Source organism: Haloarcula sp. CBA1131 (genome assembly GCF_008728975.1).
GTDB lineage: Archaea > Halobacteriota > Halobacteria > Halobacteriales > Haloarculaceae > Haloarcula > Haloarcula hispanica.
Genome location: NZ_RPCY01000001.1, coordinates 2674622 through 2701243, shown reverse-complemented (window position 1 = coordinate 2701243; position 26622 = coordinate 2674622). Strand labels below are relative to the sequence as shown.

The 26622-nt window shown below is 63.7% G+C and carries 36 protein-coding genes and 2 tRNA genes; 28 read left to right on the top strand and 10 right to left on the bottom strand.

The annotated features are described in order from the left end of the window. The first annotated feature begins 377 nt into the window (after positions 1 to 377). From Har1131_RS13730 to Har1131_RS13720, 3 genes are read left to right on the top strand one after another with little or no spacing between them, the layout of a single operon-like run. Complete coding sequence (locus tag Har1131_RS13730; RefSeq protein WP_014039730.1) at positions 378 to 1442, top strand: carbohydrate ABC transporter permease; 1065 nt, start codon at positions 378 to 380, stop codon at positions 1440 to 1442. After that, positions 1439 to 2368, top strand: a complete 930-nt coding sequence (locus Har1131_RS13725) for a carbohydrate ABC transporter permease (RefSeq protein ID WP_014039731.1) — start codon at positions 1439 to 1441, stop codon at positions 2366 to 2368. Before Har1131_RS13730 ends, Har1131_RS13725 begins: the two co-directional genes overlap by 4 nt. 17 nt (positions 2369 to 2385) lie before the next feature. Then, entirely contained in the window at positions 2386 to 3525 is a 1140-nt protein-coding gene (locus Har1131_RS13720) for an ABC transporter ATP-binding protein (RefSeq protein WP_050037663.1), read from the top strand. A 58-nt stretch (positions 3526 to 3583) separates the two neighbouring features. Here the strand turns inward: Har1131_RS13720 and fen are convergent, their stop codons facing one another. After that, positions 3584 to 4564, bottom strand: coding sequence for a flap endonuclease-1 (gene fen / locus Har1131_RS13715; protein WP_014039733.1), 981 nt, complete (start codon positions 4562 to 4564; stop codon positions 3584 to 3586). Between the two features lie 80 nt (positions 4565 to 4644). Beyond that, positions 4645 to 5202, bottom strand: a complete 558-nt coding sequence (locus tag Har1131_RS13710; protein ID WP_014039734.1) for a GNAT family N-acetyltransferase — start codon at positions 5200 to 5202, stop codon at positions 4645 to 4647. A gap of 110 nt (positions 5203 to 5312) precedes the next feature. Between Har1131_RS13710 and Har1131_RS13705 the strand changes: the two genes are divergently transcribed. Beyond that, a complete protein-coding gene (locus Har1131_RS13705) occupies positions 5313 to 5726 on the top strand; it encodes a DUF3054 domain-containing protein (protein ID WP_014039735.1) in 414 nt (137 codons plus the stop codon). Between the two features lie 35 nt (positions 5727 to 5761). Here the strand turns inward: Har1131_RS13705 and Har1131_RS21825 are convergent, their stop codons facing one another. Next, a complete protein-coding gene (locus Har1131_RS21825) occupies positions 5762 to 5929 on the bottom strand; it encodes a hypothetical protein (protein WP_014039736.1) in 168 nt (55 codons plus the stop codon). A 478-nt stretch (positions 5930 to 6407) separates the two neighbouring features. Here Har1131_RS21825 and Har1131_RS13700 point away from each other — a divergent pair, with 478 nt between their 5' ends. Both Har1131_RS13700 and Har1131_RS13695 read left to right on the top strand, forming a co-directional pair. Further along, positions 6408 to 6641 carry a hypothetical protein gene (locus Har1131_RS13700; protein WP_014039737.1) on the top strand — a complete coding sequence of 78 codons (234 nt, stop codon included), beginning with the start codon at positions 6408 to 6410 and terminating at the stop codon, positions 6639 to 6641. Between the two features lie 107 nt (positions 6642 to 6748). After that, positions 6749 to 7756: an ornithine cyclodeaminase family protein gene (locus tag Har1131_RS13695; RefSeq protein WP_014039738.1), complete on the top strand. Its 1008-nt coding sequence runs from the start codon at positions 6749 to 6751 to the stop codon at positions 7754 to 7756. A 14-nt stretch (positions 7757 to 7770) separates the two neighbouring features. On the opposite strand, the gene Har1131_RS13690 is transcribed toward Har1131_RS13695, so the two are convergent. From Har1131_RS13690 to srp19, 3 genes are all read right to left on the bottom strand, one after another. Next, positions 7771 to 8883: a presenilin family intramembrane aspartyl protease PSH gene (locus Har1131_RS13690; RefSeq protein ID WP_146417515.1), complete on the bottom strand. Its 1113-nt coding sequence runs from the start codon at positions 8881 to 8883 to the stop codon at positions 7771 to 7773. Positions 8884 to 8958: 75 nt separating this feature from the next. After that, entirely contained in the window at positions 8959 to 9186 is a 228-nt protein-coding gene (locus Har1131_RS13685) for an H/ACA ribonucleoprotein complex subunit GAR1 (protein WP_014039740.1), read from the bottom strand. Then, positions 9183 to 9461, bottom strand: a complete 279-nt coding sequence (gene srp19 / locus Har1131_RS13680) for a signal recognition particle subunit SRP19 (protein ID WP_004593581.1) — start codon at positions 9459 to 9461, stop codon at positions 9183 to 9185. The genes Har1131_RS13685 and srp19 overlap by 4 nt, the downstream gene beginning before the upstream one ends. Positions 9462 to 9583: 122 nt before the next feature. Between srp19 and Har1131_RS13675 the strand changes: the two genes are divergently transcribed. Next, positions 9584 to 10354, top strand: coding sequence for a CAP domain-containing protein (locus tag Har1131_RS13675; RefSeq protein WP_014039742.1), 771 nt, complete (start codon positions 9584 to 9586; stop codon positions 10352 to 10354). A gap of 889 nt (positions 10355 to 11243) precedes the next feature. On the opposite strand, the gene coxB is transcribed toward Har1131_RS13675, so the two are convergent. Then, the gene (gene coxB, locus Har1131_RS13670; protein WP_151103001.1) at positions 11244 to 12008 is read right to left on the bottom strand and encodes a cytochrome c oxidase subunit II; all 765 of its coding nucleotides are present in this window, start codon (positions 12006 to 12008) and stop codon (positions 11244 to 11246) included. 142 nt (positions 12009 to 12150) lie between these two features. Between coxB and Har1131_RS13665 the strand changes: the two genes are divergently transcribed. From Har1131_RS13665 to Har1131_RS13645, 5 genes are all read left to right on the top strand, one after another. Then, positions 12151 to 13539 (top strand): heme o synthase, encoded by a 1389-nt coding sequence (locus Har1131_RS13665; protein ID WP_050037667.1) that lies wholly within the window; start codon positions 12151 to 12153, stop codon positions 13537 to 13539. Then, a complete protein-coding gene (locus tag Har1131_RS13660; protein WP_050037668.1) occupies positions 13536 to 14237 on the top strand; it encodes a hypothetical protein in 702 nt (233 codons plus the stop codon). The genes Har1131_RS13665 and Har1131_RS13660 overlap by 4 nt, the downstream gene beginning before the upstream one ends. A gap of 31 nt (positions 14238 to 14268) precedes the next feature. Next, the gene (locus Har1131_RS13655; RefSeq protein ID WP_050037669.1) at positions 14269 to 14508 is read left to right on the top strand and encodes a SelT/SelW/SelH family protein; all 240 of its coding nucleotides are present in this window, start codon (positions 14269 to 14271) and stop codon (positions 14506 to 14508) included. A 269-nt stretch (positions 14509 to 14777) separates the two neighbouring features. Further along, positions 14778 to 15719, top strand: coding sequence for an ABC transporter ATP-binding protein (locus Har1131_RS13650; RefSeq protein WP_050037670.1), 942 nt, complete (start codon positions 14778 to 14780; stop codon positions 15717 to 15719). Beyond that, positions 15716 to 16456 carry an ABC transporter permease gene (locus Har1131_RS13645; RefSeq protein WP_050037671.1) on the top strand — a complete coding sequence of 247 codons (741 nt, stop codon included), beginning with the start codon at positions 15716 to 15718 and terminating at the stop codon, positions 16454 to 16456. The genes Har1131_RS13650 and Har1131_RS13645 overlap by 4 nt, the downstream gene beginning before the upstream one ends. Positions 16457 to 16472: 16 nt before the next feature. Here the strand turns inward: Har1131_RS13645 and Har1131_RS13640 are convergent, their stop codons facing one another. Next, on the bottom strand, positions 16473 to 17012 hold the full coding sequence (locus Har1131_RS13640) for a dual specificity protein phosphatase family protein (protein ID WP_023843156.1): 540 nt from the start codon (positions 17010 to 17012) through the stop codon (positions 16473 to 16475). Positions 17013 to 17173: 161 nt separating this feature from the next. On the opposite strand from Har1131_RS13640, the gene cofD reads away from it, so the two are divergent. From cofD to Har1131_RS13615, 5 genes are all read left to right on the top strand, one after another. Then, positions 17174 to 18166, top strand: coding sequence for a 2-phospho-L-lactate transferase (gene cofD, locus Har1131_RS13635; protein WP_050037672.1), 993 nt, complete (start codon positions 17174 to 17176; stop codon positions 18164 to 18166). Continuing rightward, positions 18166 to 18912: a tRNA-dihydrouridine synthase gene (locus Har1131_RS13630; RefSeq protein WP_050037673.1), complete on the top strand. Its 747-nt coding sequence runs from the start codon at positions 18166 to 18168 to the stop codon at positions 18910 to 18912. Before cofD ends, Har1131_RS13630 begins: the two co-directional genes overlap by 1 nt. Beyond that, a complete protein-coding gene (locus Har1131_RS13625) occupies positions 18885 to 19748 on the top strand; it encodes a triphosphoribosyl-dephospho-CoA synthase (RefSeq protein WP_151146865.1) in 864 nt (287 codons plus the stop codon). The genes Har1131_RS13630 and Har1131_RS13625 overlap by 28 nt, the downstream gene beginning before the upstream one ends. Beyond that, positions 19745 to 20371, top strand: a complete 627-nt coding sequence (locus Har1131_RS13620) for a DUF447 domain-containing protein (RefSeq protein ID WP_014039753.1) — start codon at positions 19745 to 19747, stop codon at positions 20369 to 20371. Before Har1131_RS13625 ends, Har1131_RS13620 begins: the two co-directional genes overlap by 4 nt. A 190-nt stretch (positions 20372 to 20561) precedes the next feature. Beyond that, positions 20562 to 20753: a 30S ribosomal protein S17e gene (locus Har1131_RS13615; RefSeq protein WP_004516807.1), complete on the top strand. Its 192-nt coding sequence runs from the start codon at positions 20562 to 20564 to the stop codon at positions 20751 to 20753. 62 nt (positions 20754 to 20815) lie between these two features. On the opposite strand, the gene Har1131_RS13610 is transcribed toward Har1131_RS13615, so the two are convergent. Both Har1131_RS13610 and Har1131_RS13605 read right to left on the bottom strand, forming a co-directional pair. Then, positions 20816 to 21877, bottom strand: coding sequence for an Mrp/NBP35 family ATP-binding protein (locus tag Har1131_RS13610; protein WP_146417511.1), 1062 nt, complete (start codon positions 21875 to 21877; stop codon positions 20816 to 20818). Positions 21878 to 22005: 128 nt separating this feature from the next. Further along, positions 22006 to 22305, bottom strand: coding sequence for a hypothetical protein (locus Har1131_RS13605; protein ID WP_050037675.1), 300 nt, complete (start codon positions 22303 to 22305; stop codon positions 22006 to 22008). Positions 22306 to 22523: 218 nt separating this feature from the next. On the opposite strand from Har1131_RS13605, the gene Har1131_RS13600 reads away from it, so the two are divergent. The 11 genes from Har1131_RS13600 to Har1131_RS13550 all read left to right on the top strand — a co-directional run bounded on the left by Har1131_RS13600 (position 22524) and on the right by Har1131_RS13550 (position 26620). Then, positions 22524 to 22608 (top strand) — tRNA-Ser (locus Har1131_RS13600). Between the two features lie 21 nt (positions 22609 to 22629). After that, positions 22630 to 23163, top strand: a complete 534-nt coding sequence (locus tag Har1131_RS13595) for a 30S ribosomal protein S13 (protein WP_008310371.1) — start codon at positions 22630 to 22632, stop codon at positions 23161 to 23163. Beyond that, positions 23163 to 23678 (top strand): 30S ribosomal protein S4, encoded by a 516-nt coding sequence (locus Har1131_RS13590; protein WP_004593562.1) that lies wholly within the window; start codon positions 23163 to 23165, stop codon positions 23676 to 23678. The genes Har1131_RS13595 and Har1131_RS13590 overlap by 1 nt, the downstream gene beginning before the upstream one ends. Beyond that, entirely contained in the window at positions 23675 to 24064 is a 390-nt protein-coding gene (locus tag Har1131_RS13585; RefSeq protein ID WP_004516802.1) for a 30S ribosomal protein S11, read from the top strand. Before Har1131_RS13590 ends, Har1131_RS13585 begins: the two co-directional genes overlap by 4 nt. A 3-nt stretch (positions 24065 to 24067) precedes the next feature. After that, positions 24068 to 24847 carry a DNA-directed RNA polymerase subunit D gene (locus Har1131_RS13580; protein ID WP_004963344.1) on the top strand — a complete coding sequence of 260 codons (780 nt, stop codon included), beginning with the start codon at positions 24068 to 24070 and terminating at the stop codon, positions 24845 to 24847. Between the two features lie 104 nt (positions 24848 to 24951). Next, positions 24952 to 25036, top strand: a tRNA-Leu gene (locus tag Har1131_RS13575). A 24-nt stretch (positions 25037 to 25060) separates the two neighbouring features. Further along, positions 25061 to 25411 (top strand): 50S ribosomal protein L18e, encoded by a 351-nt coding sequence (locus Har1131_RS13570; protein WP_004516800.1) that lies wholly within the window; start codon positions 25061 to 25063, stop codon positions 25409 to 25411. Continuing rightward, the gene (locus Har1131_RS13565) at positions 25408 to 25845 is read left to right on the top strand and encodes a 50S ribosomal protein L13 (protein ID WP_008310363.1); all 438 of its coding nucleotides are present in this window, start codon (positions 25408 to 25410) and stop codon (positions 25843 to 25845) included. The genes Har1131_RS13570 and Har1131_RS13565 overlap by 4 nt, the downstream gene beginning before the upstream one ends. Continuing rightward, positions 25839 to 26237, top strand: coding sequence for a 30S ribosomal protein S9 (locus tag Har1131_RS13560; RefSeq protein ID WP_004516798.1), 399 nt, complete (start codon positions 25839 to 25841; stop codon positions 26235 to 26237). The genes Har1131_RS13565 and Har1131_RS13560 overlap by 7 nt, the downstream gene beginning before the upstream one ends. 12 nt (positions 26238 to 26249) lie before the next feature. Further along, entirely contained in the window at positions 26250 to 26450 is a 201-nt protein-coding gene (locus Har1131_RS13555) for a DNA-directed RNA polymerase subunit N (protein WP_023843157.1), read from the top strand. Further along, positions 26447 to 26620, top strand: a complete 174-nt coding sequence (locus Har1131_RS13550) for a DNA-directed RNA polymerase subunit K (protein ID WP_004516796.1) — start codon at positions 26447 to 26449, stop codon at positions 26618 to 26620. The genes Har1131_RS13555 and Har1131_RS13550 overlap by 4 nt, the downstream gene beginning before the upstream one ends. Positions 26621 to 26622 lie beyond the last annotated feature (2 nt).

The following is a 26622-nucleotide window of genomic DNA, read 5'->3' as shown; positions in this document are numbered from 1 at the left end:
AGAATCTCTCTCCACTTACCATGAGTTCGACGCCACAGAGACGTTCATGACTGATGCCCCCACAATGTCCGGTGACGGCGGTGTGTCGCTGCCGTCGTCGGCTGTCGGGGCCCGATGGGACACCGACGGACGTAACACATCGCGAACACTCGCAGCCGGTGTACCCGCCGCGTTGCAACCGCTCGCCCGCTCGGCACGACGACGGGATGGCACACCCGTCATCTGACGGTACCACGCCGCCTGCCAGCCTGTGTTGGTGCGACAGGCTGGCCGGGTCGCGTGGTTACGCGCGTGCTGGCTGGCGAGACTGTGTGACTGACGACACATCCGTCGGGACGATGGACGGCGAACTCACGTCGGCGAACCACTGAACAACCATGCGCGAGATACTCAGTAGACTCCTCGCCACCGGGGGTAGGCTCCGGTCGGCGGTATCGAGAGACGAATCGGACGGCGACCAACTGGCAACAGACGGGGGGGCGACCGTGAAGACGACCCGGGGCGACTCGCTCCGGAACTCACTGCCGGTCGAGTGGGAACTCGTCGAATCCGCCCCGTTCTGGCTCCCACCAGTCCTGTTTGCGGGCTTTTTCGTCTACGGCGCTATCGCCTGGAACTTCCTCCTGTCGCTGACCGATTACAACGGCCTCGGCGGTGCACAGTACGAGACCTTCGACCTCAGTATGTACAGCCGTATGCTGAACGACGGGGCGTTCTGGCAGGCGGCACAGAACACGGTGGTGTTACTCGTCGTGTTCACCGTTCTCTGTCTGGCGCTTGGCCTGTTCGTGGCCATCCTCATCGACCAGCAGATACGCTTCGAGAACACGTTCCGAACGATATACCTGCTCCCAATGAGCCTCTCGTTCGTCGTCACAGCGACGATGTGGGCGTGGGTGTACAACGCCCGCAACGGCGTGCTCAATCAGCTCCTCCGAGTGTTCAATCTCGAAGGTGCCATCGTGGGACTACTCCGTCCGGCCGGGGTCAACGCCGAGGTCATTCAGTGGCTCTCCTGGAACACGACCGCCTTGGCGGCGGTCATCTTCGCGCTCATCTGGCAGTTCAGCGGCTACGCGATGGTCGTCTTCCTCGCCGGCCTTCGAGCAATTCCGACCGAACACTACGAGGCCGCGCGGGTCGACGGTGCGTCGACGGTTCGGATGTATGCGCGGGTAATCATCCCGCAACTCCGTGCCTCCGCGGTGTCCGCGTCGGTGGTGCTGATGGTGTTCGCGCTGAAGGCGTTCGACTTCATCTACGCGCTCCGTGGCTCACAGCCGGGGGCGAACATGGACATTCTGGCGACGATGATGTATCGGGTCGCGTTCGACAGCCTCCAGTGGGCGTACGGGTCAGCCGTCGCTATCGTGCTGTTTGCCCTCGCGCTGCTGGTCATCGGCCCGTACCTCTACAGCGAATACCGACGGGGTGAACTATGAGTATCAGAGGCGGCAATTTCATCGACGAACTCCGCAGTACAGAGAACAGTCGTATCGGCCTGTATGCCCTCCTGCTGGCGGGTATCGCCTTCTACCTCTTCCCGGTAGAGACGGCCGTGATGACGATGTTCAAGACCGAGAGCGCGTTCGCCCGGACGCTCCCGTTCGCGCCGCCGGGCACTGACGGCTTCACGCTTGAAGCGCTCAGCACCGCCTGGAACACGCTCCGGCCGGGACTTATAAACTCGCTGTTGATGGCGATCCCGGCGACGATTATGTCTGCGCTGCTTGGAAGCCTGACCGCGTACGGACTGACGACGATTAGCTGGCGCGGCCAGGTCGGCGTGGTCGTTCTCATCATCGCGGGCATCTTCATCCCCTACCAGGCCGTGCTGGTCCCGCTGGCACAGTTCTGGTTCCAGGTGTTCCCCGGACTAGTCGAGGGTTTCGTCAACACTCTCTTCGGCTTTATTACGGGCGGCAGTTGGCAGTATCCGAGCCGTAACGGCTACGTGCAGTTGCTGCAGCTGTCGGTGACCCACGCTGCGTACGGGATTCCGATCTGTACGTTGCTGTTCCGGTCGTACTACCAGAGCATCTCCGAGGAGATGATCGAGGCCGCTCGCCTCGACGGCGCGAGCGCGTTCAGCATCTACCGCAACATCATCCTCCCGCTGTCGCTGCCGATGTTCGCGGTGACGCTCATCTACCAGTTCACGCAGGTGTACAACGACCTGCTGTTTGCGCTGGTGCTCATCAACGAGCCGGCCTCGCAGGTGGCGACCCAGCGCCTCGCGGCGCTCACTGGCGGGGTCGTCCAGTCGTTCAACACCACGATGGCGGGCGCCATCGTCGCAGCACTTCCGACGCTGCTCGTCTACATCGTGTTCGGCGAACAGTTCGCGAAAGGCGTCGCTGGAGAGTAATCACGGAGGTATTCACAATGGCACAACTCACACTGGACGAGGTAACGAAGACGTTCCAAGACGACGACGGCGAAATCATCGCGGTTGACGAGGTATCGGTCGACATCGAGGACGGCGAGTTCCTCTGTGTCGTCGGCCCATCGGGCTGTGGGAAATCGACGACCCTGCGGATGATCGCTGGGCTCGAAGACATTACGCGCGGCGAGATCCGGCTGGACGGCCAGATAATCAACGACCAGCCGCCGGCCCGCCGGAACGTGGCGATGGTGTTCCAGTCCTACGCCCTGTACCCGCACATGACCGTGCGGGAGAACATGGCGTTCGGGCTGGAGGAATCGACGGACATGCCCGACGACGAGATCAACGAGCGCGTCGAGAAGGCGTGCAAGGATATGGGCATCTTCGAACTCATCGACCGCAAGCCCGGAGAACTCTCGGGCGGCCAGCAACAGCGTGTCGCGCTGGGGCGGGCTATCGTCCGGGACCCCGAAGTGTTCCTGATGGACGAGCCGCTGGCGAACTTAGACGCGAAGCTCAAAGCCGAGATGCGGACTGAACTGCAGGAGCTCCAGCAGGATCTCGACGTCACCACTGTCTACGTCACCCACGACCAGACGGAGGCAATGACGATGTCCGACCGCATCGCCATTCTCAACGACGGCGTCCTCCAGCAGTGTGCGACGCCGCTCGAGTGTTACCACGAACCGAACAATCTCTTCGTCGCTGGCTTCATCGGCGAGCCGTCGATGAACTTCTTCCCGACGACTCTGGAGGGGTCGACGCTACGGGGCGAGTGGTTCGAGTACGAACTCAGCGACGAGACGGTCGCCGAAGTCGAGGGGACGACCGACATCACGCTCGGCATCAGACCCGAAGACATCGAGTTCGTCCAGACTGACACCGGCCCGAACGTGTTCGATTCCACGGTCAACGTCGTCGAGCCACGCGGGAACGAGAACACGGCCCACCTGCAGTTCGACGAGTCGATGGACGACCAGTTCATCGCGACGGTCGGCGGCATGAAACAGCTCAAGGCCGGACAGCGCGTCAAAGTCCGGTTCCCCGAGAACGCGATTCACCTCTTCGACACGGCCAGCGGTGAAGCCATCCGGAACCGCACGCTCGACGAGATCGAAACGGTCGAGTCGGTCGTCTGAGCTGAAATCGTCCGCGGTCGTTTTTAGTGCGCTATTGGTCAGTCGTGGGTTTTCGCTGTCACGCCCAGCGGTCTAGCCCCGTCTGGACGACCGACTCGTCGATGCGCTCGAACCCGCGAGCGACCTCGTCGGCGTCGACCTCCCACTTATCGGTGACGAACGCGCGGGCGGCGTCGACGTCCGGCTCGATGCTGTCCGGAATCTCGTAGTCGTCGGTGACTTCGGGGTCGAGAAACAGGTTCCGGATGCGGTCGGCGTGGTCGATGTGTTCGTCCCGGGCTTCGAGAACGGCGTAGAGGTCGCCATGCTCGTGGAGTTCCGTCACGGCGGTCTTGGGACCGATACCGGAGATCCCCTCGTTGAAGTCCGTCCCCATCAGGATGGCGGCGTCGACCAGTTGCTCCCAGGTGAGGTCGTGCTGTTCGAGTGTCGCCTCGAAGTCCATCAGCTCGGGGTCGCCCTTCGACGTAATCTGGCGGAGCGTCATCGGCGCACCGAACAGGAGCGCGTCATAGTCCTCCGTCCCGACGTAGTCCACGTCGCCCCGCCGGGCCATCACCGACGCCTGCCCTTCGCCTTCAGCGGGGGCGTCGACGATAGGCACGTCGAGCAGTTCCAGCAGGTCCCGCGTCGTGTCGACGATGGTATCGGTCAGCCGCTGCGTGCGGGAGTCAAGCTTGGCGACGCGGGTGCTGTCACCCGCTTCCCGGGCTGCCTCCAGTTCGGACTCGTACTTCTCGCGTTGCTCGCGGCGTTTCTCGACCTCGTCGTCTTTGAGGTCCGTGACCGCGCCGTCGAAGACGAACACCGGCGTGAGGTCGTGTTCAAAGAACTTCGGTAGCCCCTGGATGACGCCGATGAGGTTCGCCACTTCCTCGCCGTCACTGGTGGTGTACTTCGACTCGCTGGTGAACTTCACCGTCGTCGTCAGATAGCGATAGAGCCAGTTGTGGGCGTCTACGGCGACGACGCTCCCGCCGAGGTCGCCGAACGACACGTCCGACAGCGCCGCGAGCGACCGTAAATCAGCGTTTCCCATTGGCAGGCCTTTGGCCGACAGCCGCTTGAATCTCTCGGAGATGGGACGACTCTACAGGCCAGTCGACTCGATCGGGCCGATCAGCCTGATGTGGTTGTCCGTCCGGACGGCGGTTCGGCCCAGTCGTCGAGGACCGACGGCGGGTCGGCGTCGGCCTTCGCCGCGAGAAACGACTCTTCCTCTGGCGAGAGATCGCGCTCCCGAAACAGGTCCAGACCGGCCTGATACCGTTCGGTACTGCGGTCGCCCGGCCAGACGAGGTCGAGTTCGGCCATCCCCGACTCCGCGCCGCTGAAGCAAAACCCGGCCCGGTAGGCGGCCTGGTAGGAAAACGGATTGTTGACACCGATGGACACGCGCTCGAAGCCCCGCTCCGTAGCGCGGTCCCGAACGAACCGGAGGAGGCGGGCACCGAGCCGGTCGCCCTGCCGGTCCTGCCGAACGGTGATATACCGGACACAGAGCGTGTCGGGGTCGGTCCGGTCGGCGTCGAACGCGGCCGCGGCCACCACGCCATCGTCCCCGACGACGGCCTTCCCGGTCGAGGTCATCACGAACTTGCCCGCGTACGCGAACTGCTCGTGATCTAGCCGGAGCCGGTGGCCGTCCTCGGGCCAGCCGAGCAGCGTGAACTCCATACACCGACACTGGGGCCGCCCACTGTAATCAGTGCTGGTCCCTGTTCTAAGGCACCAACCGCCGTCGTCGAATCCGGGAGAGCGAAGTGGCCGGAGCCGGAACTACCTGTATGAGCGTCTCGACGGTGGGGAACGGTCGTATCGAACTGTCCGCCCGGACGGCGCTGGTGGCCGTCGGCGACCTGCTGGCGATTGCCCTGTTCGTCGGTATCGGTGAGCTGACCCACGGCATCAATCCGATACTGAGCCCGGCTCGATTCGCTGGGACGCTGACGCCATTTTACGTCGGCTGGCTCCTCGTCGCCGGACTCGGGGGGCTGTACACCGCCGCGGCGACCGGAACGGTGCGGGCGGCTCTCGGCCGCACTATCGTGGGGTGGGTACTGGCAGTCGGTATCGCGCAGGGGCTCCGTTCGACGTCGATGTTCCCCGGCAATGCGGCAGTGACGTTCGCGCTCGTCTCCGTGCTCGTCGGTGGCACACTGTTGCTGTGCTGGCGCGGTGCGATTGCAGTCGCAAAATAAGCGGCCTGTAACAGAGCTGCGGTGTCGCTGACGGACTATCGCAGGTCGGCGACTTCGAGCGATTCTGTCGACTGAATCCATGCCTGGTGGTTCTCCCGGTCGTAGATTACGAACTCTTCGTCGCCGATGTTCAGTTCTGCGTATCGTCGTTCTTGCTCGTCGGTCGCGGCGTCCGTCGTGTTGTCCGTTGCGTTCGTGCTCATTGTCTCGTTTGGGAATCGGCGTTCCGTTTTTCTCCGATTCAACGTATCTTGGCGTACCTAATAAGCACATGGACCCAGTTATCATCGGAGAAAATAGGGGGCATTACCACACCATGAATCACCTAATCCAGTTCTCAAATTCTGAAAACAGGTGAGTCGGTGGGCTCTATCCCGAGAAACAGATAACCGTCACAGCAGACATCGCATCCCGGCCGGCAAACACCGCATTCCAGCTTTGTGGTGAAATATCATATCCTGCGTACGGCTGCGGGCCAGCAACAACAGGTCGTCCATGCCCTTATATTGTGAACCGTCCACAAGAATAGGCATATATTAATCTTTCCCCAAAATCCAACTCATAACTTATGAGTTTGTTACTCAGCGGGTACTGAATAAATTCTCAGGGGCCATTGAGTGTATTATCCCGTATTTTAGGGAAACATTCATATACTCCGCTATCGTAGACTGATTCATACTTATGACGGGATATTACGACATCATTCTTGGACTCATTCCGCTCGCCATGGCCGGCATCACCGCCTCTCTGTTCGTTGTCGGCTTCGAACTGACGACGGCGATTCCGCTGGCCTCTGTCGTAACAGTCGGCCTCATCGGCCACGCGATGTTCGTCCGTGCCCCCGTCGACCCGGTTCCAAACGACACGTCGACCCAACAGAGCCCGCAGTCGGACCCGCTACAGACTGCGGACTAGGCGCTTTCCTGTCCGTCTACTCTCCCGTTTTCGATAGATATCCGTAACCGGTCGTACAGATTGGCACCGCCGGGCAGTATAAGAGTCGGTCGCCCAAACGACGGAGTATGACGACAGATGCGACAGCGCTGTTCCTGCAGAGCGACGAAGTAGCTGACCTCGCTGAACCCACCGAGTACGTCGACGCCGTCAGAGAGGGGTATCGCCAGCGTGGCGAAGGTGCCCCGGCGACTCCCAGAACAACGCTGTTCTCGGACGAGCCCGCGGGAATGTTGACGGGCTATCTCGCGATTCTCCCCGACACCGGTGCGATGGGCGGGTACACCTACGCAGCCGGTTTCAGCGGGCAAGATGCACACTTCACGCTCCCGATTTTCGACGCCGACAGCGGTGACCCGCTTGCTGTCCTCGACGGTGCGAGCATGAACCCCCACAAGACTGGCGCGGCCGGGGCGGTCGGTGTCGACGCACTGGCCCGTCGGGACGCCAGCGACCTCGCAGTCATCGGCAGTGGCGCACAGGCTCGCGGCCAGGTCCGTGCGACGGCGACAGTCCGAGATTTCGACCGCATCGAGGTGTACTCCCCGACGGCCAGTAGCCGCGAGTCCTTCGCCGCGGAGATGAACGACGCGCTGGACCCGACAGTGGCTGCTGTCGCGTCCCCGGCCGCAGCAATCGAGGGGGCCGATGTCGTTATCACGGCGACCAGCGCGAGCGAACCGGTGTTCGACGGCGATCTACTCGAGCCGGGAACTCACGTAACCGCGATGGGCCAGTACCACCCCGAGAAGAACGAACTGGACGCGACGACGATCGAACGCGCCACGTACGTTCCGGACTTGCGCGAGCGGGTGACACAGGACGCCGGGTCGTTCATTAACGCCCTCGATGCGGGCGTCATTGACGAGGACCACGTCCACGCCGAGCTAGGTGATATCGTCGCCGGCAACGCGCCCGGGCGGCAGTCACCCGAGGAGATTACAGTCTTCGACTCCGGCGGCACAGCCATCGAAACCGTCGCCGCGGGCCACATGCTGTACGAGCGGGCGAAGGCAGAAGGCCGGGGTGAGGAGATCGATTTCGCGCCCGCGAGCAAGGCCCTGACCGGACGGTAGCGGCTGCAGGAGAATTAGAGGTACGGGGCGAGACCGAGGGCGTCTATCAGACTAATACCGGCGGCGAGTGCGCCGACGATGTAGCCGGCGATGGTTCCACCGTTCAAGAGCGGGAGTCCTGCGTGTGCGCGCCCCTTCAGCACCATCCACAGCAGTATCGCCAGGCCGACGTAGGACCCGAGCATCGCGGTCAGCGCCGGCAACGGGACGCCGAACACTGACAGTACGTCCGACGAGGCGAAAAAGGCGGCGCTGGCGACGAGTATCGACGGGATGATGGCGTCACCGAGCCCGATAAACAGCGCGTCGCGCTCTAGCGGGTCGGCGTGAACGTCAGCAGTTTCGTCTGCTTTGCCAGTCTCTGTCGCGTCGTCGGGACGCTCCGCCGGCTGGCTCCCATCCGCAACCGCCGGACCGTCCGCGTCGGCTCCGTGTTCTGTGGTCGCCGGCTCCTCGGCCGCGTCGTCCGCCGCCGTTGCGTCGTCGTCAGTCTCGTCTTCTGCTACCGAATCCGCCGCCGTTGCGTCGAGATAGGAGTACGACAGCGTCATCGGGATCACGAGGACGACGGGGACCTTGAGGTCCATGACGCCCGAGGCCAGCGTGAGCATGTGCTCAGTCCCGTAGACGCTGATCGCATCGTACACGGCGAGTACAGTCAGCAGGACGAGCGCTGGCAACACCCCGAAACTGATGCCAAACAGGCCGGCTGCGGCAGCACCCATCACCGCACCGGCGGCGTCGATGACGTACCACTCGGGATAGACCAGCAGTGCCGTCCCCAGGCCCAGCGCCAACAGGACGGCAACGACGTTGAGGCCGGCGTACGTGAGCACCGGCGGCACCAGCACCTGGAACACGTATAGAGAGAGCCAGGCCGAGGAGAAGACAATGAGCCCGCGAATGAGCTGGTCCACGTCGTAGCGGAAGGCAAGCAACATAACTGCCGTTGCGACCAGGATCGCCCCGACGTACATGAGGCTGTTCGTGGGGTCAGACGGGTCTTCGACGGCCTGGTACCCAGCCGATTCGAAGGGCTGGACCAGCGCCAGCGCGCCGAGTTGGACGAACAGGAAGATACCAGCGATAAGGCCACAACCGCCGAGGATTCGCCACCGTCGCTCCATGCACACACGTCCTGCAGGAACCGGTTTGAGCGTTACGAAGCAGATGTTGACAGACGTCGGCGGTTCGGAGGGCTCTTACCGCGCGTACAGGACTGTGCCGACCAGCGCTGGGAGATGCACGCTGTCGTTCGGCGAGACAGCGAGATACGGGCGCTCGACCGGACCGAACACGTCGACGACGGAGCCAACCGTCTGGAGTTCCTCGTCGACCACGTCGGTTCCCACGGACGCGTACTCGTCGTCGGGTGCCCGGACGACGGCCAGTCCCTGTGCGACCCGCGAGACAGTGCCGATGCGTTTCATTCACGTAGCGCCTGCATGTAGGCCGCCACAGCCCCGAGCAGGTCGCTTTTCGTCGCGTCGTCCGCGTCCTTGACGACGACTCGCCCGCGGGCTTCGTACTCGCGTGGATACGTCTTGTCCCGCTCGATGACCGCGTCGTAACCGACCTGCTGGACGGCTTTAGCGATCTCGTCGACAGTCGGGTCCTCGACGGCCAGATCCAGTGACACGCGACGCCCGTCGCTGCGCGAACGGTTGGCGTCGAGTGCCGCCGGCCAGATAACGTTCTCGACCATACCGGCAGTGGCCGCCCGTGGCATATATGGGTTATCGTCACCGGCGACAGTAGACGAAATGAAAATCAGATGAAGTATATGAAGAATCAAGCTTACATACCTCTGTAATCTATCCGTTGTATATGGTAAAGAAAGGGTTACTCGCTATCGCCGCCGTGGTGCTCCTCGTGGTCTTGGGGACGGGAGTGCTTGTCGGAGCACAGTTCGCAGGCGGGACAGCGGATACGACGACACAGACAACTGACTCACAGAGCGACGACGGTAGCGGTGGCTCAACGACGACGGCGACGGCGGGCAATAGCACTACGCCAACACCGACGCCAGGAGCAAACGGGACGGCGACACCGGCCGAGACTGCGACCCCGAAACAGGAGTCGATCCCGGCACGGAAGTTCAATGAACAGAACGTCTCCGACTACGTCCGGCAGTTCCTCAACGAGGAACGCAAGGCTGCAGGTGTCCCAGCGTTCGAGTCGGGACTCCGGACTGAAGAGGATCTGAACGAGATGGCAAAGGGCCACAGCGAGCAGATGGCCGTCGAAGGGCAGGCGATCCACAAGATCGACGGTGTCTCCAGCAAAGACCGATACGAAAACACCGGGCTCTATGACCGGTGTACGTTCGACTCTGCGGAGGGTGAGTACATAGAGCAACCGGACCGAAACCGGTTCGAGGCGGTTGAGCAGACAGTCGCCGGACAAACGTACGAAGAGGACGGCAAAGAGCGGTTCCACGCCACCGACAAGGAAGTCGCCAGAAAGATCGTCGACGACTGGATGGCGTGGCCGGACTACCGCGAACGGCTCACGCTCCGCAACGCTAATCTCGTCGGCATCGGCGTGGAGATAACCGATACCGGCAACGTGTACGCGACTGCCAACATCTGCGGATAGCGGTCGGACTGGACGACCGACGCGGCAATTGTTCTGACCACCGGGCTGCTCGTGAGTGCTGTCTTGCTGCCACCGTCCTCTCTCTGTTCAGATTCTACGCTTTTCGTCCAAATGCAAGCAGCGCCGTCGCTGTCTCGTTGTTCTCTGTGGTCGGGGAATCGCTGGTGGCAGTACTCAATCCGTCTATAGCGTTCCCCGGCATGCTGCTGCCCCTCATAGCGTGGCTAAACCAGTGGCTGTTCTCCTGCCCCTCACAAGACCCTTACACAACCGGTCTCACCAGCTATCATGCATCGCCAACAGTTCCTCTCAATCTCAGCACTTTCCAGCTCTCTCTCCGGTTGTGTTGAGTGGAATTTTGACGGTACTACCGAAAACAACTCTTCAGCACCGAAGGCGACAGAAACGCCGAACGACACTGCCACTGAAACCGGGACGCCGCCTTCCGATGTATCGACACCGGAATGTTGGCCGTCGATGTGTGCCGGATCGAAACTCGTGGCAGTCCAAGTCGCAGGTGATTTTTCGGGCGACGTTGTGCTAACTGCCACCTGTCAGAACAAGGAGTTTTCAGTTCAACCAGGCGAATCAGTCCGGATCAACCGCGAGGCGGACGCTGAGGTCTGTGGAATCAGATTATATATCGACGGCAAGCACGCATTCAGTGATAGGGTTAGCAGCCACCAAAGCCTGAACCTGACAGTTGATTCGAGTGGCGAAGTGACTGAAAGATGGGTCGTTCAGTAACGGACTGACAGGCCGCTTCAGCGCGGTACTTCAATCTGACCGTGACTCCCATTCACCCTGCCGGAAATTCGTGATCTGCTGGCTGAGAATAATCTTCCGTAACCCGGCAGTTCTCGAAGGGAAAAGACGCCCAGTTACCGCGCTACTCGTCGCTGCCTTCGGAGTCGTCGCCGCCGCTCTTTTGCTCTGCCAGCCAGTCCTCGTACTCGTCCTGTGGGACGACCTCAACGGTCCCGAGCATCTGTGAGTGACCAGAGCCACAGTACTCGGCACAGTAGAGCTGGTACGTGCCGGTGTTACCCGCGTTGGTTCGGAGACGGTTGTACTGGCCGGGGAACGCGTCGGATTTCAGTCCAAGTCCGGGAACGTGGAACGCGTGTAGCCAGTCAGTCGACGTAACCCGCAAGGATACGTCCTGATTAGCCGGTATCTTCATGTTCGTCGTGGTGGTCACCTCCGCCTGGCCATCCCAACTCGATTCGTTGTAGTAGAACGTCCAGCCGTATCGCTGAGCTTCGACGGTAATGAGTTCGGTGTCCTGTTCCTGCAGTGCGGCCTGGTCACCGGCCTCGGCGGTGACGTACGGGCTCGCCATCACCTGGTAGGAGGCGACCCCGACGAACAGGAGAATGATCGCCGTCGCGATGGTCCAGGTGACTTCGAGTCGGCGGTTCTCCTGCGTGGGAAGCGCCTCTTCCTGATTACGGAACCGCCAGACAGTGTAGATCAGAATCCCTTCGACGAGGACCGTAATCGGGAGAGCGACGTACAGGAGGTTCATGTTCAGCCCCCAGATGAGGCTATCCGTCGTCGAGTCCTGAATCTGTGCGGCGGCGGCCGGCTCGGCGGCGAGCGCGAGCAACGCAGCACCGAACAGCGCGACCAGACCGGCGCGTTTCCGGGTCATGGATGCGGCTTAGGATTTCGGGGATAAATAACTGCTGTCTTCGCCGCAGGCTCCCGATTTGTAGCGATAGGGCAGCGGAACGGCTCCGGACGGAGACAGCGGAATCGCGAGGTCTAAGTGGCCAGCATCGAAGGATACAATAATGGCAGAGAGCCGGACCTTCACCGGGCTGCTCGCCGCGACCGCCGTCGGCGTGTACTTGCTAGTTCTCGCCGGCGCGACGACAACGCTCACCGATGCGGCAGCAGCCTGTACTACATGGCCGCTGTGTGACGGACCGGTCGACGTGACGAACACGGCCCTGCTGGTCGCCTGGGGACACCGACTCGTCGCAGCCGCCGTCGGACTCTTCGTGGTGGCTGTGGCCGTTATCGGGCTCCGATCCAGCTGTCGCGGCCGCGTCAAGGCAGCTATCCTCCTCGGCACCGCGCTGTACCCGGTCCAGATAGCGCTCGGTGCCGTCGTCGCGACGAGCACCGAGACGGCGCTCCCCGGCGCCCACCTCGCTCTGGGGATGGGCATCTTCGGCTCGTTCGTGCTGGCTCTGGCGTGGCACCTCGAAGCTGAGACGGGCAGTGATGACGAGACCCCCGTGAAGAACCCGACACTCGCGCCGGAGCCAGCCGACGACGGTCCGGCACGGTCGCCGACGCTTTCCACCCGCGAGCGCATCGTCGAGACCGCATCGGCGTACTTCCGCCTGATGAAGCCCCGGCTGATGTGGCTCCTGTGTCTGGTCGCCGCGGCCGGGATGGCACTCGCCGCCGGGCAGACGCTCACTGTTCGGACGGTGTTGCTCACGCTCGGGGGTGGCGTCCTCTCTATCGGCGCGTCGGGGACGTTCAACCACGTTCTCGAACGGGACATCGACAAGCGGATGGACCGGACCTCGGACCGTCCCATTGCGACCCATCAGGTTCCGGTCCGGAACGCACTGACTTTCGGCCTGCTCCTGTCGCTCGCCTCGCTGTGGCTGTTCTGGCAGGTGAACGCACTCGTAGCGGTCCTCGGATTGACCGCGATTGTGTTCTACAGCGTCATCTACACGCTCGTACTGAAGCCCAACACCGTCCAGAACACCGTCATCGGCGGGGCCGCCGGCGCGCTGCCGGCGCTCATCGGCTGGGTCGCCGCTGACGGGTCGGTCGGCCTCCCGGGAATCGTCCTCGCCGTCGTCATCTTCCTCTGGACGCCAGCGCACTTCTACAATCTCGCGCTCGCGTACAAGGATGACTACGAGGCGGGCGGCTTCCCGATGATGCCGGTCGTCCGCGGCGAGACCGAGACGCGCAAGCACATCGTCTACTATCTCGGGGCGACGCTCATCGCAGCAGGTGTTCTGGGCGTGCTCACGCCGCTTGGCTGGCTGTACGCCGTCACGTCGGTGTTGCTGGGTGCAGTGTTCCTCTGGGCCGTCATCCTGCTCCACCGCGAGCAGACCGAAGCGGCGGCGTTCCGGGCGTTCCACGCGTCGAACGCCTACCTCGGGGCGGTCCTGATCGCCATCGTTGTTGATGCACTCGCACTATGAGTACCACGACAGCAACCTTCAGGGATGTAATCCCGGACACACGCTCGCTGGTGACCTGGGCAGCCGTATTGAACGCGGAGGCCATCCTCGTTCTGGGCTACGTCCTCAACACGGCCCAACCCGCAACGGACCCGTTCCTGCTGCTGTTCCCGTTCATCTGGCTCAACATCGCCGGTCTCGTTGTCCTGCGGGTACGCCCAGAACTGACAAGCCGCCGGCGAACACTCGGCAGTGCGGTTCTCGCCCTGGGCTACCTGCTCGTGCTGGGGTACGTCGGCGGCGTGTACGGCACAGGCGGTCAGGGAACTGGCCTCCGGCTGGTCACACAAGCCCCGCCCGGGTTCTCGCCGACGGTCGTGTTCAGCGGCGCAACCCTGAGCGTGGTGCTCATCCCGTGGAAGATCGCCGGCTATCTGGCGCTTTCGTACCTGGTGTTCGTGACTGCTGTCGATGCAAGTGGCGGCGCAGTGGGCGGCATCGTCGGCCTCTTTTCGTGTGTCTCCTGTGTCCTCCCGATTATCGCGTCGATACTGGGCGGGTTCGTCGGCGTCGGGGCGACGCTGTCACAGGCGGCACTGTCCCAGTCGTACGGCCTCTCGACGGTAGTGTTCATCACCTCGGTCGGACTGCTGTACGGCGTCCACCGCTTTGACGTGACGCTCGTCGGTCGGCTCCGAACGCTGGTCGACCGACCATAGAGCTTTCACGCAGACAGCCGTGAAAGCCGGTATGAGCTCTGTCGAAATCGAATACTGCGTCCCGTGTGGGTTCCGCGAGCGAGCAGTAGATGTTCAGCAGGCGATTTTATCCGGACTGGAGCTGGAACTCGACAGCGTTCGGCTCGTCATGGGCGACCACGGCGTGTTCAGAATCAGTGTCGACGACGAGACCGTCTACGACAAAGCCGAGGCCAGTGAGGAGTTCGACGTGGACGCTATCGTACGCGAGGTCCGGTCGCACGTCATGTAACAGGGTATCGTGATGTCAGTGGAATCCCGTGCCGGAGCTGCCATCGGTTTGCGAAGATCTACCGCACAACAACCTATTTATTGTTCTGCCGTGACATATTCGGCAAATGGCGACGAAAACTGAGTTCTGTGATCACTGCGAAGACACCCAACCAGTCGTCACGGACAAGCCGTGGCTTCCGGCCGTCTGTCTGAGATGTGGCCGTAACGTGTAGCCGATAGTCGCGCGAGAACGGAACTGCTTTCGGCCACCCGACCGGACGAGGGCGCATGGACGAGGTACTGGTCGCGTCGGATGTCGGGCGGCGCTACGGCGATACGGTTGCACTCGACGGCGTTTCGTTGACGGCGACCACCGGAGAGGTGCTCGCGCTGGTCGGTCCCAACGGGGCTGGCAAGACAACGCTGGTACGGGCGTTGACCGGAACGACAGACGCGACCGGCGAGGTTCGGCTGTTCGGCCAGTCGCCCAGAACGGTCGCCCGCGACCGAATCGGTCTGCTGCCACAGTCGTTTTCGCCCCACGAGCGGCTGACGGCGCGGGAGCTGCTGGAATACTACGCCGGTCTGTACGATGACACTCGCGATGTCGAAGCCGTCCTTGACGATGTCGGTCTGACCGACACTGCCAGCACGACATACGAGAACCTCTCGGGTGGCCAGCAGCGACGGGCCTGCGTCGCGACGGCGCTCATCAACGACCCGGACCTCCTTGTGCTGGACGAACCGACCACCGGCATCGACCCGGCCGGTCGGCGTGACCTCTGGCGACTGCTGGAGGGGCTTGCCGACCGCGGCGTGACGATACTCGTCACGACCCACTACATGGAGGAGGCCCAGCGGCTCGCGGACCGCGTCGGCCTCCTCGCCGACGGGACACTCATCGCACTCGACTCGCCGGACCAGCTCGTGGCCGAACACGGCGGCGACAGCCAACTCATCGTCGACGGAACCTTCGACGAGGCCGCCGTTTCAGCCATCGACTACCCGGCGGAGACAGCGATCCGGAACGGCCGGCTGGTCGTCTACGGCATCCGCCCGGAGTCCATCGGCAACATCACCGAGCAACTGGGCCAGGCGGGCATCGAGTACGACAGCCTCACCTGGAAACAGCCTGACTTAGAGGACGTGTACCTCGAACTCACCGGAACGGCTGTCGGCCAGCGCGGTGAACCGCGCCGGACAGAGCCGGCGGCAGGTGGTGTCCAATGAGCCGACTGGGGCGACTCGCATCGGAGACGCGCGCGGCGTCGCTGGCTTTCCTCCGGCGACGGACAGCCGTCTTCTTCACCTTCTTCTTCCCGGTCATCATTGTCGTCATCTTCGGCGTGCTAGTCCAGACCCAGCCGGGCGGCGGCGGGCTGTTCACAGAGCCGCCGAGCTTCTACGCGCCGGGCTATCTGGCCGTCGTCGTCCTGTTTACGCCACTCTCCCGCGTCGGTAGCGAGGTGGCGCGGCATCGGGACGGCAACCGCTTCGAGAAACTGGCAACGACGCCGCTGACCCGAACCGAGTGGCTACTGGCACAGACGTTTGTCAACGTCGTCATCATCGGCATCGCCGGCCTCATCATACTCGGCATGATGGTGTGGCTGACCGGCGCGACCATCCGCCCCTCTGTGCTCCTACTCCCCTTTGTCGGCCTCGGCGTCGCGCTGTTCTGTGCCGTCGGTGCGATGCTGGGCAGCCTTGCGGACTCACAGGACGGCGTCATCGCGGCGAGCAACGGCCTCGCGCTCCCGCTGCTCTTCCTCTCGGAGACGTTCGTCCCACAGACCCTCCTGCCCGCGTGGCTCCCGACCTGGCTCTCGCCGCTGACGTACTTCTCGCGTGGCGTCCGTGCGGCGACAACCGGAACCGGTGAAGCACTCGCCCCACTCGCCGTTCTCACAGTCTGTGCCGTCGTCGGCTTTGCCGTCGGTGCGCGGCTCCTCCCGCGGACGGACTGAGCACCGACGGGGCCTTTTACAAGCGTGCGACCGACGACAGCAGACTGGACAGCTCCGCTTCAGTCGCGTTCCCCGATTCGATAGCGTCTTGCGGGTCACGGCCCATCTCTTGGACAGTTTCGATGGCGCGGTCGGGGCCGTAGTCGTAATGATACACCAGCCACGCGGCGAGTACCTGTCCGGTGCGGCCGATGCCGGCCAGGCAATGAACGACGACCCGCTCTTCTGTCTCACAGGCGTCAACCAGGAACGGCAGAATATCGTCGTGGAGGCGGTCTTGGGGGATGAGTTGGTGGTCGGGAACCGGTACGTGGCGGACTGATGACGCTCCGAAGGCCTCCCGATAGCGCTGGATGTTGGCCCCAGCGTCGTCGAGCTGTTGTCCGGGAAGCAGACAGCAGACCCGCTCGATGTCGTGTGCCTGCATATGTGCGATCCAATCGTCGAGAGCGTCCTGATGCGTGGCGGCCGAATGCCAGCCCGGCGCACAGGACCCGTAGACGTACTCTTCGTTGGAGGCTGCAGGCGCGAAGCGGTGTGGATTCACGATGGGCATAGCACCCGTTACCCTGCCTATCCTACCGATACCCTTCACTCTACCCACCCAATTCTCAGCTGTGATTCTCTGAATAGAACACTGTCTCCGCCAGACTGCTTTCCAGCTCCGACCAGTTTCAGTGGCCACGTTTATACTGTCAGTTCCCCCTACGTCGAGACATGGTGACGTTTCTCGCCGGCGGGACGGGAACGCCGAAGCTCCTCGCCGGTGCCGACGACGTGTTTTCGCCGGCGGCGACGACTGTCGTCGCCAACACCGGCGACGATATCGAACTGGGAGGCCATCTCGTGTGCCCGGACCTCGATACCGTCCTGTTTCTCGACGGTGAGGTCCTCGACCGGGAGACCTGGTGGGGTATCGCCGACGACACCGCCGAGACACACAGTGAACTGACGCGGCTCGCCGACGCCGCCGGGCTGGATAGTGGTCCTCGATACCTCCCCGACGACGCGCAGACTGAGGGCCGAAGTATTGCCCGCTGGCGCCGCTTCTCCGGCGTTGCGGAGTTCATGCACATCGGCGACCGGGACCGCGCGGTCCACGTCACGCGCACCTCGCTCCTAGACGAGGGCCAATCACTCACAGCCGTGACGCGGACGCTCGCCGACGCGTTCGGGTTGGACCGGACACTGTTACCGATGAGCGACGACCCGGTCGCTTCCATCATCCACACGCCGAGCGGTCCGATGCACTTTCAGGAGTGGTGGGTCGGTCGGAACGGGGAGCCGCCGGTCGAAGATGTTGAGTTCAGGGGCGCAGAACGGGCCAGCGCGACGGATGCCGTCCTGACCGCACTTGACGATACGGTTGTCATCGGCCCGTCGAACCCCGTGACCTCGCTCGGGCCGATGCTCGCCATCGATGAGTTCGAGCAGGCGCTACACGAGACAACGGTCGTCGCCGTCTCGCCGTTCATCGAGGACACGGTGTTTTCCGGGCCGGCGGCGGACCTGATGGCCGGCGTCGGGCTGGAGCCCAGCACTGGCGGCGTGGCCGAGGCGTACCCCTTCGCTGACGCGTTCGTACTGGACGACGACGATTCCACGCTGCTCGACGTGCCGGTCGTCAGAACCGATACGACCCTCGACGACGCGGCCGACGCTGAACGGGTGAACCGTGCCGTCGAAACAGCTCTCTCGGAGGTGGCCTGATGTTCGAGCCGCGACTCGCCCTCGCGAGTCTGAGCGGCGAGGCCGACGCGTCGTGGGCCCGCACGGTCGAGTCCCACGTCGGGTGTGCGTTCCTCGGCGGTATCGCGCTCGACGACCGGACCCGCGAGGCCGCCCGAGCGATGACGGACCGCGACCGCTCCGAGTTCCTGCCCGATGACCCGGTCGCGTTCGTCGACGACCAGCTCGGCGCGCTTGCGGACGCACCACTGCGCCCGGCGTTCAACGTCCGGAGCGCGACGCTTGGCCCCGTCGAGCGTGTCGCCGCCGTCTGTCAGCGCCACGACGCCATCATCGAGATCAACGCCCACTGTCGGCAGGACGAGATGTGCGCCGCGGGTGCCGGCGAGGCGCTGCTCCGGGAGCCGGAACGACTGGCGGCGTTCGTGGAAACAGCAGCGTCGACAGGGGCGACGGTGTCGGTGAAGGGCCGTGCCGAACTTGATGGCGTCTCGCTCCCAGCTGTCGCTCAAGCCATCGAAGACGCTGGTGGAGACCTGTTCCACGTCGACGCGATGGACTCCGAGTCGGTCGTCGCCGACGTGGCCGACGCCACCGACCTGTTCGTCGTCGCGAACAACGGCGTTCGAGGGAGAGAGACGGCACGGGAGTACCTTTCGTACGGCGCTGACGCCGTCAGCGTCGGTCGCGCGAGCGACAAGCCGGAGACGCTCGACGAGATCCGAGCGACGACAGCGGAGTGGTTCGCGTCGGAGGTGCCACTGTGAGCGAACGGTCGGTTGCACAGAACGCCCAGCTTGCACTGCTGCTGGAGGTCTCCGGGACGCCGAAGCCCGGCAACGTCGACCGCGAGCGGGAGTACGATGACCTGCGGTTCGAGCATTTCATGGCCGGGGCTGTGGGGGCGCGTCCGGGGCTTGACCGCGCGGCCGCGGGCGACCCGGTTGGTCCCGCGTTCGAGGCCGCCGTCGACGGGATGGCGGACCAGTCCGGCGGGAACACCCAGTTCGGGGCCCTGATGGTACTCACACCCCTTGCCGCCGCGGCCGCGGACGGGCGACTGTCACCATCCGATGTCGATGCTGTGGTTCATGAGACGACCGTCGAGGACGCGGCGGCGTTCTACCGCGCCTTCGAACATGTCGACGTGGCCGTCGACGACCCGCCGGACGGACTGGAACCGCTCGACGTTCGTCGCGGGAGCGACGCCGTTCCGGACCTCCGGGCGCGCGGGCTGACGCTGCTCGACGTGATGCAGTCCAGCGCGGATGTCGATGGCGTGGCCGCCGAGTGGGTGTCCGGTTTCGAGCGCGTGTTCGAGGCCAGCGAGTGGCTACTGGACGGATCCGGTCCGGTCGCCGACCGCGCATCGGACGTGTTCATCGAACTGCTCGCGGCGGAACCGGACACCTTCATCGTCACGCGGCAGGACCGCGAAACCGCTGAGGAGGTCCAGCGACGGGCACAGGCTGTCCTCGAGGGTGCGGAAACCGCGACCGGCCTCGCCGAGGAGTTCGTCGAGCGGGACATCAACCCCGGAACGACTGCTGATCTCGTTGCGGGCGCGCTGTTCGTCGCGCTCGAACGGGGGCTCGAAGTGTGACCAGGGATTCCTCTGGAGATGGCGGCCCGGACTCCGGTGGCTCCGGGACGGAGTGGCCGGTCGCCCTTTCCGGCGTCTCCGAGACCGTCGTCACTACGCTTGGACCAAACGACCGCTGGAACGTCGCCGCACTGGGTGTCCATGCGCCGGACGGCGACGGACCAGCCACGGCGACGACGTGGGGCCGGACCCGGACCTGGCGGAACTTCCGGGAGCGTGGGGGCGGCTACGTCCAGTTCACGCGCGACCCGGTCGACTTCGCCGAGGCGGCGCTGTCGGTCCGCGAGGAAGACGTCCCTGTCCTCGATAGCGTGGACGCGTGGGTCGAAGTCGATGTGGAGCGGCGTGACTCTGGCTCGAAGGGGGACACCCAGTGGGTCGAATGGGCGCTACACCCCGTCGACAGCGCCGTCACGCGGCGGGTCGTGCCGACGACGAACCGCGGCCACGCCGCCGTCGTCGAGGCGACCGTCGCGGCCTCGCGACTTGACGTGCCCAGCTACGACAGCGAGACGCTGCTAGACCGTCTCGCGTACTTCGAGTCCGTGGTCGAAACGGCCGGCGGCGAACGCGAGCGAGCGGCTTTCGAGCGCGTACGCGACCTGATCGATGCCGAGTGGTAGGGACGCCGCACGGAATGAGGGGCACACAGGCGACACACGACGACCCGTGACAGACTGTGTCGCACTCTCGCGGACCCTGCCACGGCGACGTTCAGCGCACGGTAACGGATCGTTCCACCCCTACTGATAAACGTTCGCGTGCGTGGTCCGTTCCGAACCCTTTTTGAGTGCGACCAAGCAAGTAGCGCGCATGGCAATCAAACCCGCCTACGTCAAGAAGACCGGGACGCTCCTCATGGAGCGATACCCTGACGCCTTCGGTGCAGACTTCGAACACAACAAAGACGTCGTCGAGGAACTGACCAACATCGAGTCCAAGGGTGTCCGCAACCGCATCGCCGGCTACGTCACCCGGAAGATGAACAACCCGGTCGAAGCGTAATTCGGTTCTTTCTCTCTGTTTCTTGCCGGTGACTGAGCCGCTGCTGTATCGGCTCTGAACCCTTACTGCTCTGGCTGGGCGCGCTGGCTGTCGCTCTGTCGCTTTCGGTGGATAATGCCCTGCATGTTGGCGGTGCGGGCGGCGATGTCGCGGAACGACTCGCCGACGTCGCTGTCCTCATCAAGGACGAGCGGTTCCCCGGTCGCGCCCCCTTCCCTGACTTCGGGGTCGAGCGGAATCTCGCCGAGGAACGGCATCTCCGTCTCGTCGGCGAACTCGCGGCCGCCGCCGCTGCCGAAGATGTCGTGCGTGCCGCCACAGTCGGGACAGACGAACGATGACATATTTTCGACGATGCCAAGCACTGGCGTCTCGTGGCGACCGAACATCCGGAGTCCCTTTCGGGCGTCATCGAGGGCGACTTCCTCCGGCGTGGTGACGATGACAGCCCCGGAGACGGGCACCTGCTGGAGCATCGTCAACTGCGTGTCGCCGGTTCCCGGCGGCAGGTCCACGACCATGTAGTCGAGTTCGCCCCAGAGCACGTCGTCCCAGAGCTGCGTGAGGACGTTGTCGACCATCGGCCCGCGGAAGATGACCGGGTCGTCCTTGCCGACGAGGAAGTCCATGCTCATCAGCTTCATCCCGTGTTTCTCGACGGGGATGATCTCCTCGTCCTCGGTTGCGCGGGGCGATTCGTCGGCGTCGAGCATCCGCGGGACGTTCGGCCCGTACACGTCGGCGTCGAACAGGCCGACGCGGGCGCCGAGCCGCGAGAGGCCGGCGGCGAGGTTCACCGCGACGGTGGACTTGCCGACCCCGCCCTTCCCCGAGGCGACCGCGATGACGTTCTTGACCTTCGGCAGTGGGTCTTCGGCCTCCGGGACACCGCGGTCGACGCTCGCGGAGAGGTCTATCTCACGGTCGATGTCGCCCATCGCCTCGCGGACCTCGTTCGCGATGCTCGTCTCCGTCGGCGAGTACGGCGCACCGAGCGCCAGGTCGATGCTGACCTCGTCGTCAGTCACGTCGATGCTGTTGATCAGCCCGAGTGAGACGATGTCGGCTCCCAGATCCGGGTCCTCGACCGTTCGCAGGCGCTCGCGTACGTCGTCTGTATTCATGCACAGGAGTAGGTCCCGGAGGTGCGATAAGGATTGTGACCCGTCGAATGCGGGCAGCCCGCTGCCCCGGCCCCGCAACAGCGGATAAGTTCTAAGGTCACTCTCGCGTGCGCGAAGAACACATCTCTCTATGGATGTCGAAACACGTAGACGCTCTCCCCGTCCAACTCGGCGCGCAACTCGCCGCTGTCGTGGTCGAACACGAACCGCTCCGGCGTCCCGGCAAACGAGTGGAGCGGCATCCCGGTGTCTATCGTACCATCGGGAGCCACTGCGACGTGGGTTCGGCCGCTGAAGTCGGCCCGGAGCGTGCCGTCGTCCGTTTCGGTAACCGTGCCGGACCCTGCGAACCGTTCCAGGTGGTCACGGACCGCTGTTCGGTCGGTCGGGTCGACGCTGTTGCCGCCGTCAGTGATGCACCGACGCATACGCCGACATGGGCGCCTAGCGACGAATGTGTTGTGCTGGCACCTGACAAGTGCAGCGATGCTTGCGATTCCATGTCTCTGTGGGTATGTCCCGAAGTCACGCTGTCGGGCCCCTTCGTTGCGTTTAAATACAACCCCGGAATAGAATCGGATAGACTCGTGTAGGGGGACCGGCCCCCGAGTCCGCGTGCTGCGGGCGCGAGTGTCATAGAACGCGTGTCGTGGTAGCCAAGCCTGGCCCAAGGCGCAGGGTTGCTAACTCTGTGGCGTACAGCCTCCGGGGTTCGAATCCCCGCCACGACGCTCACCCATCAGTACCTACATATGAGTGCAGAAGACCCCAACGCGGGCGAGGACGCGGATGCCGAAGAGGAGGAGGACATCCGCTATTTCGTCCGTATCGGACAGACAGACCTCGACGGGACGAAATCCGTCGAGCGAGCACTGACAGAACTGAACGGTATCGGCCACCGGGCCGCCCGAATCATCACCCAGAAGGCGGACGTGGACCGGCGCGCGGTCTTCGGCAAGCTCGACGACGACGTCATCGAGCGCGTCGTCGACCACGTCGAGAACTTCGCCGACGAGGTGCCCGAATGGATGGCCAACCACCAGAAGGACTACTTCACTGGTGAGACCACCCACGAGACTGGCAACGACCTCCAGCTCACCCGCCGGCAGGACATCAACCGCATGAAGATGATCGACTCCTACCGCGGTGTCCGCCACAAGCGCGGCCAGAAGGTCCGTGGACAGCGTACCAAGTCCACCGGCCGGACGGAGGGGACCATCGGCGTCAACGTCGAGGCGATCAAAGAGGAGCAGGCTGAGGAAGCCGCCGCGGAGGATGACGAATAATGGCGCTTGGTTCGAACACGAAGTTCTACGAGACGCCGAATCATCCCTTCCAGGGCGAGCGAATCGCCGACGAGGCCAACCTCATCGGCCGCTACGGCCTGAAGAACAAAGAAGAGCTCTGGCGCGCACAGTCCGAGCTTCGTGGCTACCGCCGTGAGGCCCGGAAGCTGCTGGGCAGCGCCGGCGAGCACGAGACCGAGTCCGAGGAGTTCCTCGCTCGGCTCAAGCGCTACGGCATCCTCAACGAGCAGGACCAGCTCGACGACGTGCTGTCGCTCGACGTGACCGACGTGCTTGAACGTCGCCTGCAGACGGTCGTCTACCGCAAGGGCTACGCGAACACGCCCGAGCAGGCCCGCCAGTTCATCGTCCACGGCCACATCGTGCTGGACGACGCTCGTGTCACCCGACCCGGCATGACGGTCGAGACCGCCGTCGAGAGCTCGGTCGGCTTCGACGAGCACAGCTCGCTGTCGGACGAACTCCATCCTGAGCGCGCGGAGGCCCAAGAATGAGCGAAGAAACCGAAGACATCTGGGGCATCGCCCACGTGCACGCATCGTTCAACAACACGATTATCACCATCACCGACCAGACCGGCGCTGAGACGCTCGCGAAGAGCTCCGGCGGGACGGTCGTCAAGCAGAACCGCGACGAAGCGTCGCCGTACGCGGCGATGCAGATGGCCGAGGTCGTTGCGGAGAAAGCCCTCGACCGCGGCGTCGAGGGCGTCGACGTTCGGGTCCGCGGTCCCGGCGGCAACCTCCAGACCTCGCCCGGTCCGGGTGCGCAGGCGACGATCCGCGCACTCGCCCGAGCGGGCCTGGAGATCGGTCGCATCGAGGACGTCACGCCGACCCCGCACGACGGCACTCGTGCACCCAAGAACTCCGGATTCTAACCAATGACACAGGACTACGAGGTTGAGTTCGTCGAACGCGGCGAGCGCGAGGCCCGCATCCTCGTGCGCGGCATCACGCCGGCATTTGCCAACGGCATCCGGCGAGCGATGGTCGCGGACGTGCCGACGTTCAGTATCGACACCGTCCGCGTCATCGAGAACACCAGCGTGATGTTCAACGAGCAGATCGGTCTCCGACTGGGACTGGTCCCGCTGACGACCGACCTCGACGACTTCGAGATCGGCGACGAGGTGACGCTGTCGCTGTCCGTCGACGGGCCGAGCACGGCCTACTCCAGCGACCTCGTCTCCTCGGACCCGATGGTCGAGGCGGCCGACGACAACATCCCGATCATCGATCTCAAGGAGGGCCAACGTCTCGAAGTCGAGGCCGACGCCGTCCTCGACACCGGTCGGGAACACGCCAAACATCAGGGCGGCGTGGCCGTCGGCTACCGACACCTCCAGCAGGTGGAGGTCGTCGGCGACCTCGGCGAGTTCGAGGACGACGACCCGAACATCCTGCGTGGCGTCATCGAAGAGCAGGCGGCCGAACACGCCGCCGGCGACGCCACCAACGGCGAACTCGTCGCGACAGACGAGTTCGACAACGACCTCCGGAACCGCTACCCCGGCAAAGACGTCGAGGTCTCGGACGTGCCGAACGCGTTCGTGTTCCACGTCGAGACGGACGGGTCGTTCACCACCGAGGAACTGGTCCTGCGCGCGGTCGAGACGCTGCGTGACCGCGCGACCGAACTGAAAGACGCAGTCCAACTGTAACGACACAATGCCCCGACACACCCCACCACTACCGATGACCGCCCGCTCCCCGAGCGCGAGGACCGAAAGGGGTTTTACGGGGCACGCAAAACGAACAATCGCACGCAGGGATAGCCAAGTTTGGCCAACGGCGCAGCGTTCAGGGCGCTGTCCCGTAGGGGTCCGCAGGTTCAAATCCTGCTCCCTGCACTTTTCCCACAACGGAGGAATCATATGAGTAAGACGAACCCGAGACTCAGTAGTCTCATCGCCGACCTGAAGTCAGCCGCCCGCAGTTCGGGCGGTGCTGTCTGGGGCGACGTCGCCGAGCGCTTAGAAAAGCCACGGCGCACACACGCGGAAGTCAACCTCGGCCGTATCGAACGATACGCCCAGGAAGACGAAACCGTCGTTGTGCCCGGCAAGGTGCTTGGCTCCGGTGTCCTGCAGAAGGACGTCACCGTCGCCGCTGTCGACTTCTCCGGAACCGCCGAGACGAAGATCGACCAGGTTGGAGAGGCTGTATCACTCGAACAGGCAATCGAAAACAACCCAGAAGGCTCCCACGTCCGGGTGATCCGATGAGCGTCGCAGAATTCGACGCGGATGTCATCGTTGACGCCCGCGACTGTATCATGGGCCGCGTCGCATCACAGGTCGCCGAACAGGCTCTCGATGGCGAGACGGTCGCCGTCGTCAACGCCGAGCGCGCTGTGATCACCGGCCGAGAGGAGCAGATCACAGAGAAGTACAAGAAACGTGTCGACATCGGTAACGACAACGGGTACTTCTACCCCAAGCGACCGGACGGCATCTTCAAGCGCACCATCCGTGGCATGCTGCCCCACAAGAAGCAGCGTGGCCGCGAGGCGTTCGAGAACGTCCGTGTCTACCTCGGCAACCCGTACGACGAGGACGGCGAGGTCCTAGACGGCACGTCGCTTGACCGACTGTCGAACATCAAGTTCGTCACGCTGGGCGAGATCAGCGAAACGCTTGGAGCGAACAAGACATGGTAACGAACACGTCTGGCAAGAAGAAGACCGCCGTCGCCCGCGCGACCGTTCGCGAGGGCGAGGGCCGCGTGCGTATCGACTCGCAGCCGGTCGAACTCGTCGACCCCGAGCTGGCGCAGCTCAAGATGCTGGAACCGTTCCGCATCGCCGAGGACGACCTCCGCGGCGAGGTCGACGTCGAAGTGTCCGTCGAAGGTGGCGGCGTCATGGGGCAGGCAGACGCCGCCCGAACCGCCATCGCTCGCGGGCTCGTCGACCACACCAACGACGCCGAACTCCGTGACGCGTTCATGGAGTTCGACCGCTCGCTGCTGGTCAACGACGTTCGCCAGTCCGAACCCAAGAAGTGGGGCGGCCCCGGTGCGCGGGCCCGCTACCAGAAATCGTACCGCTAAGGTGATACAGGTATGATGGTACCGGTTCGGTGTTTCACGTGCGGTAACGTCGTCGGCGAGCACTGGGAAGAGTTCAAAGCACGCACCCGCGAGGCCGAGGAGCCCGAGAACCCGGAGAAGGTCCTCGACGAACTCGGCGTCGAGCGGCACTGCTGTCGCCGGATGCTCGTCTCACATAAAGACCTCGTCGACATCGTCTCACCCTACCAATGAACGCACAGGAAAGCCGCTACGAGAAGGCCCGCAAACTCGGCGCACGAGCGCTGCAGTTGGCTCACGGTGCTCCCGTGCTCATCGAGACGGAACACACCCAGCCGATACTCATCGCCGCCGAGGAGTACGACGCTGGCGTCCTACCGTTCACGGTCAACAGGAGTGATTAACG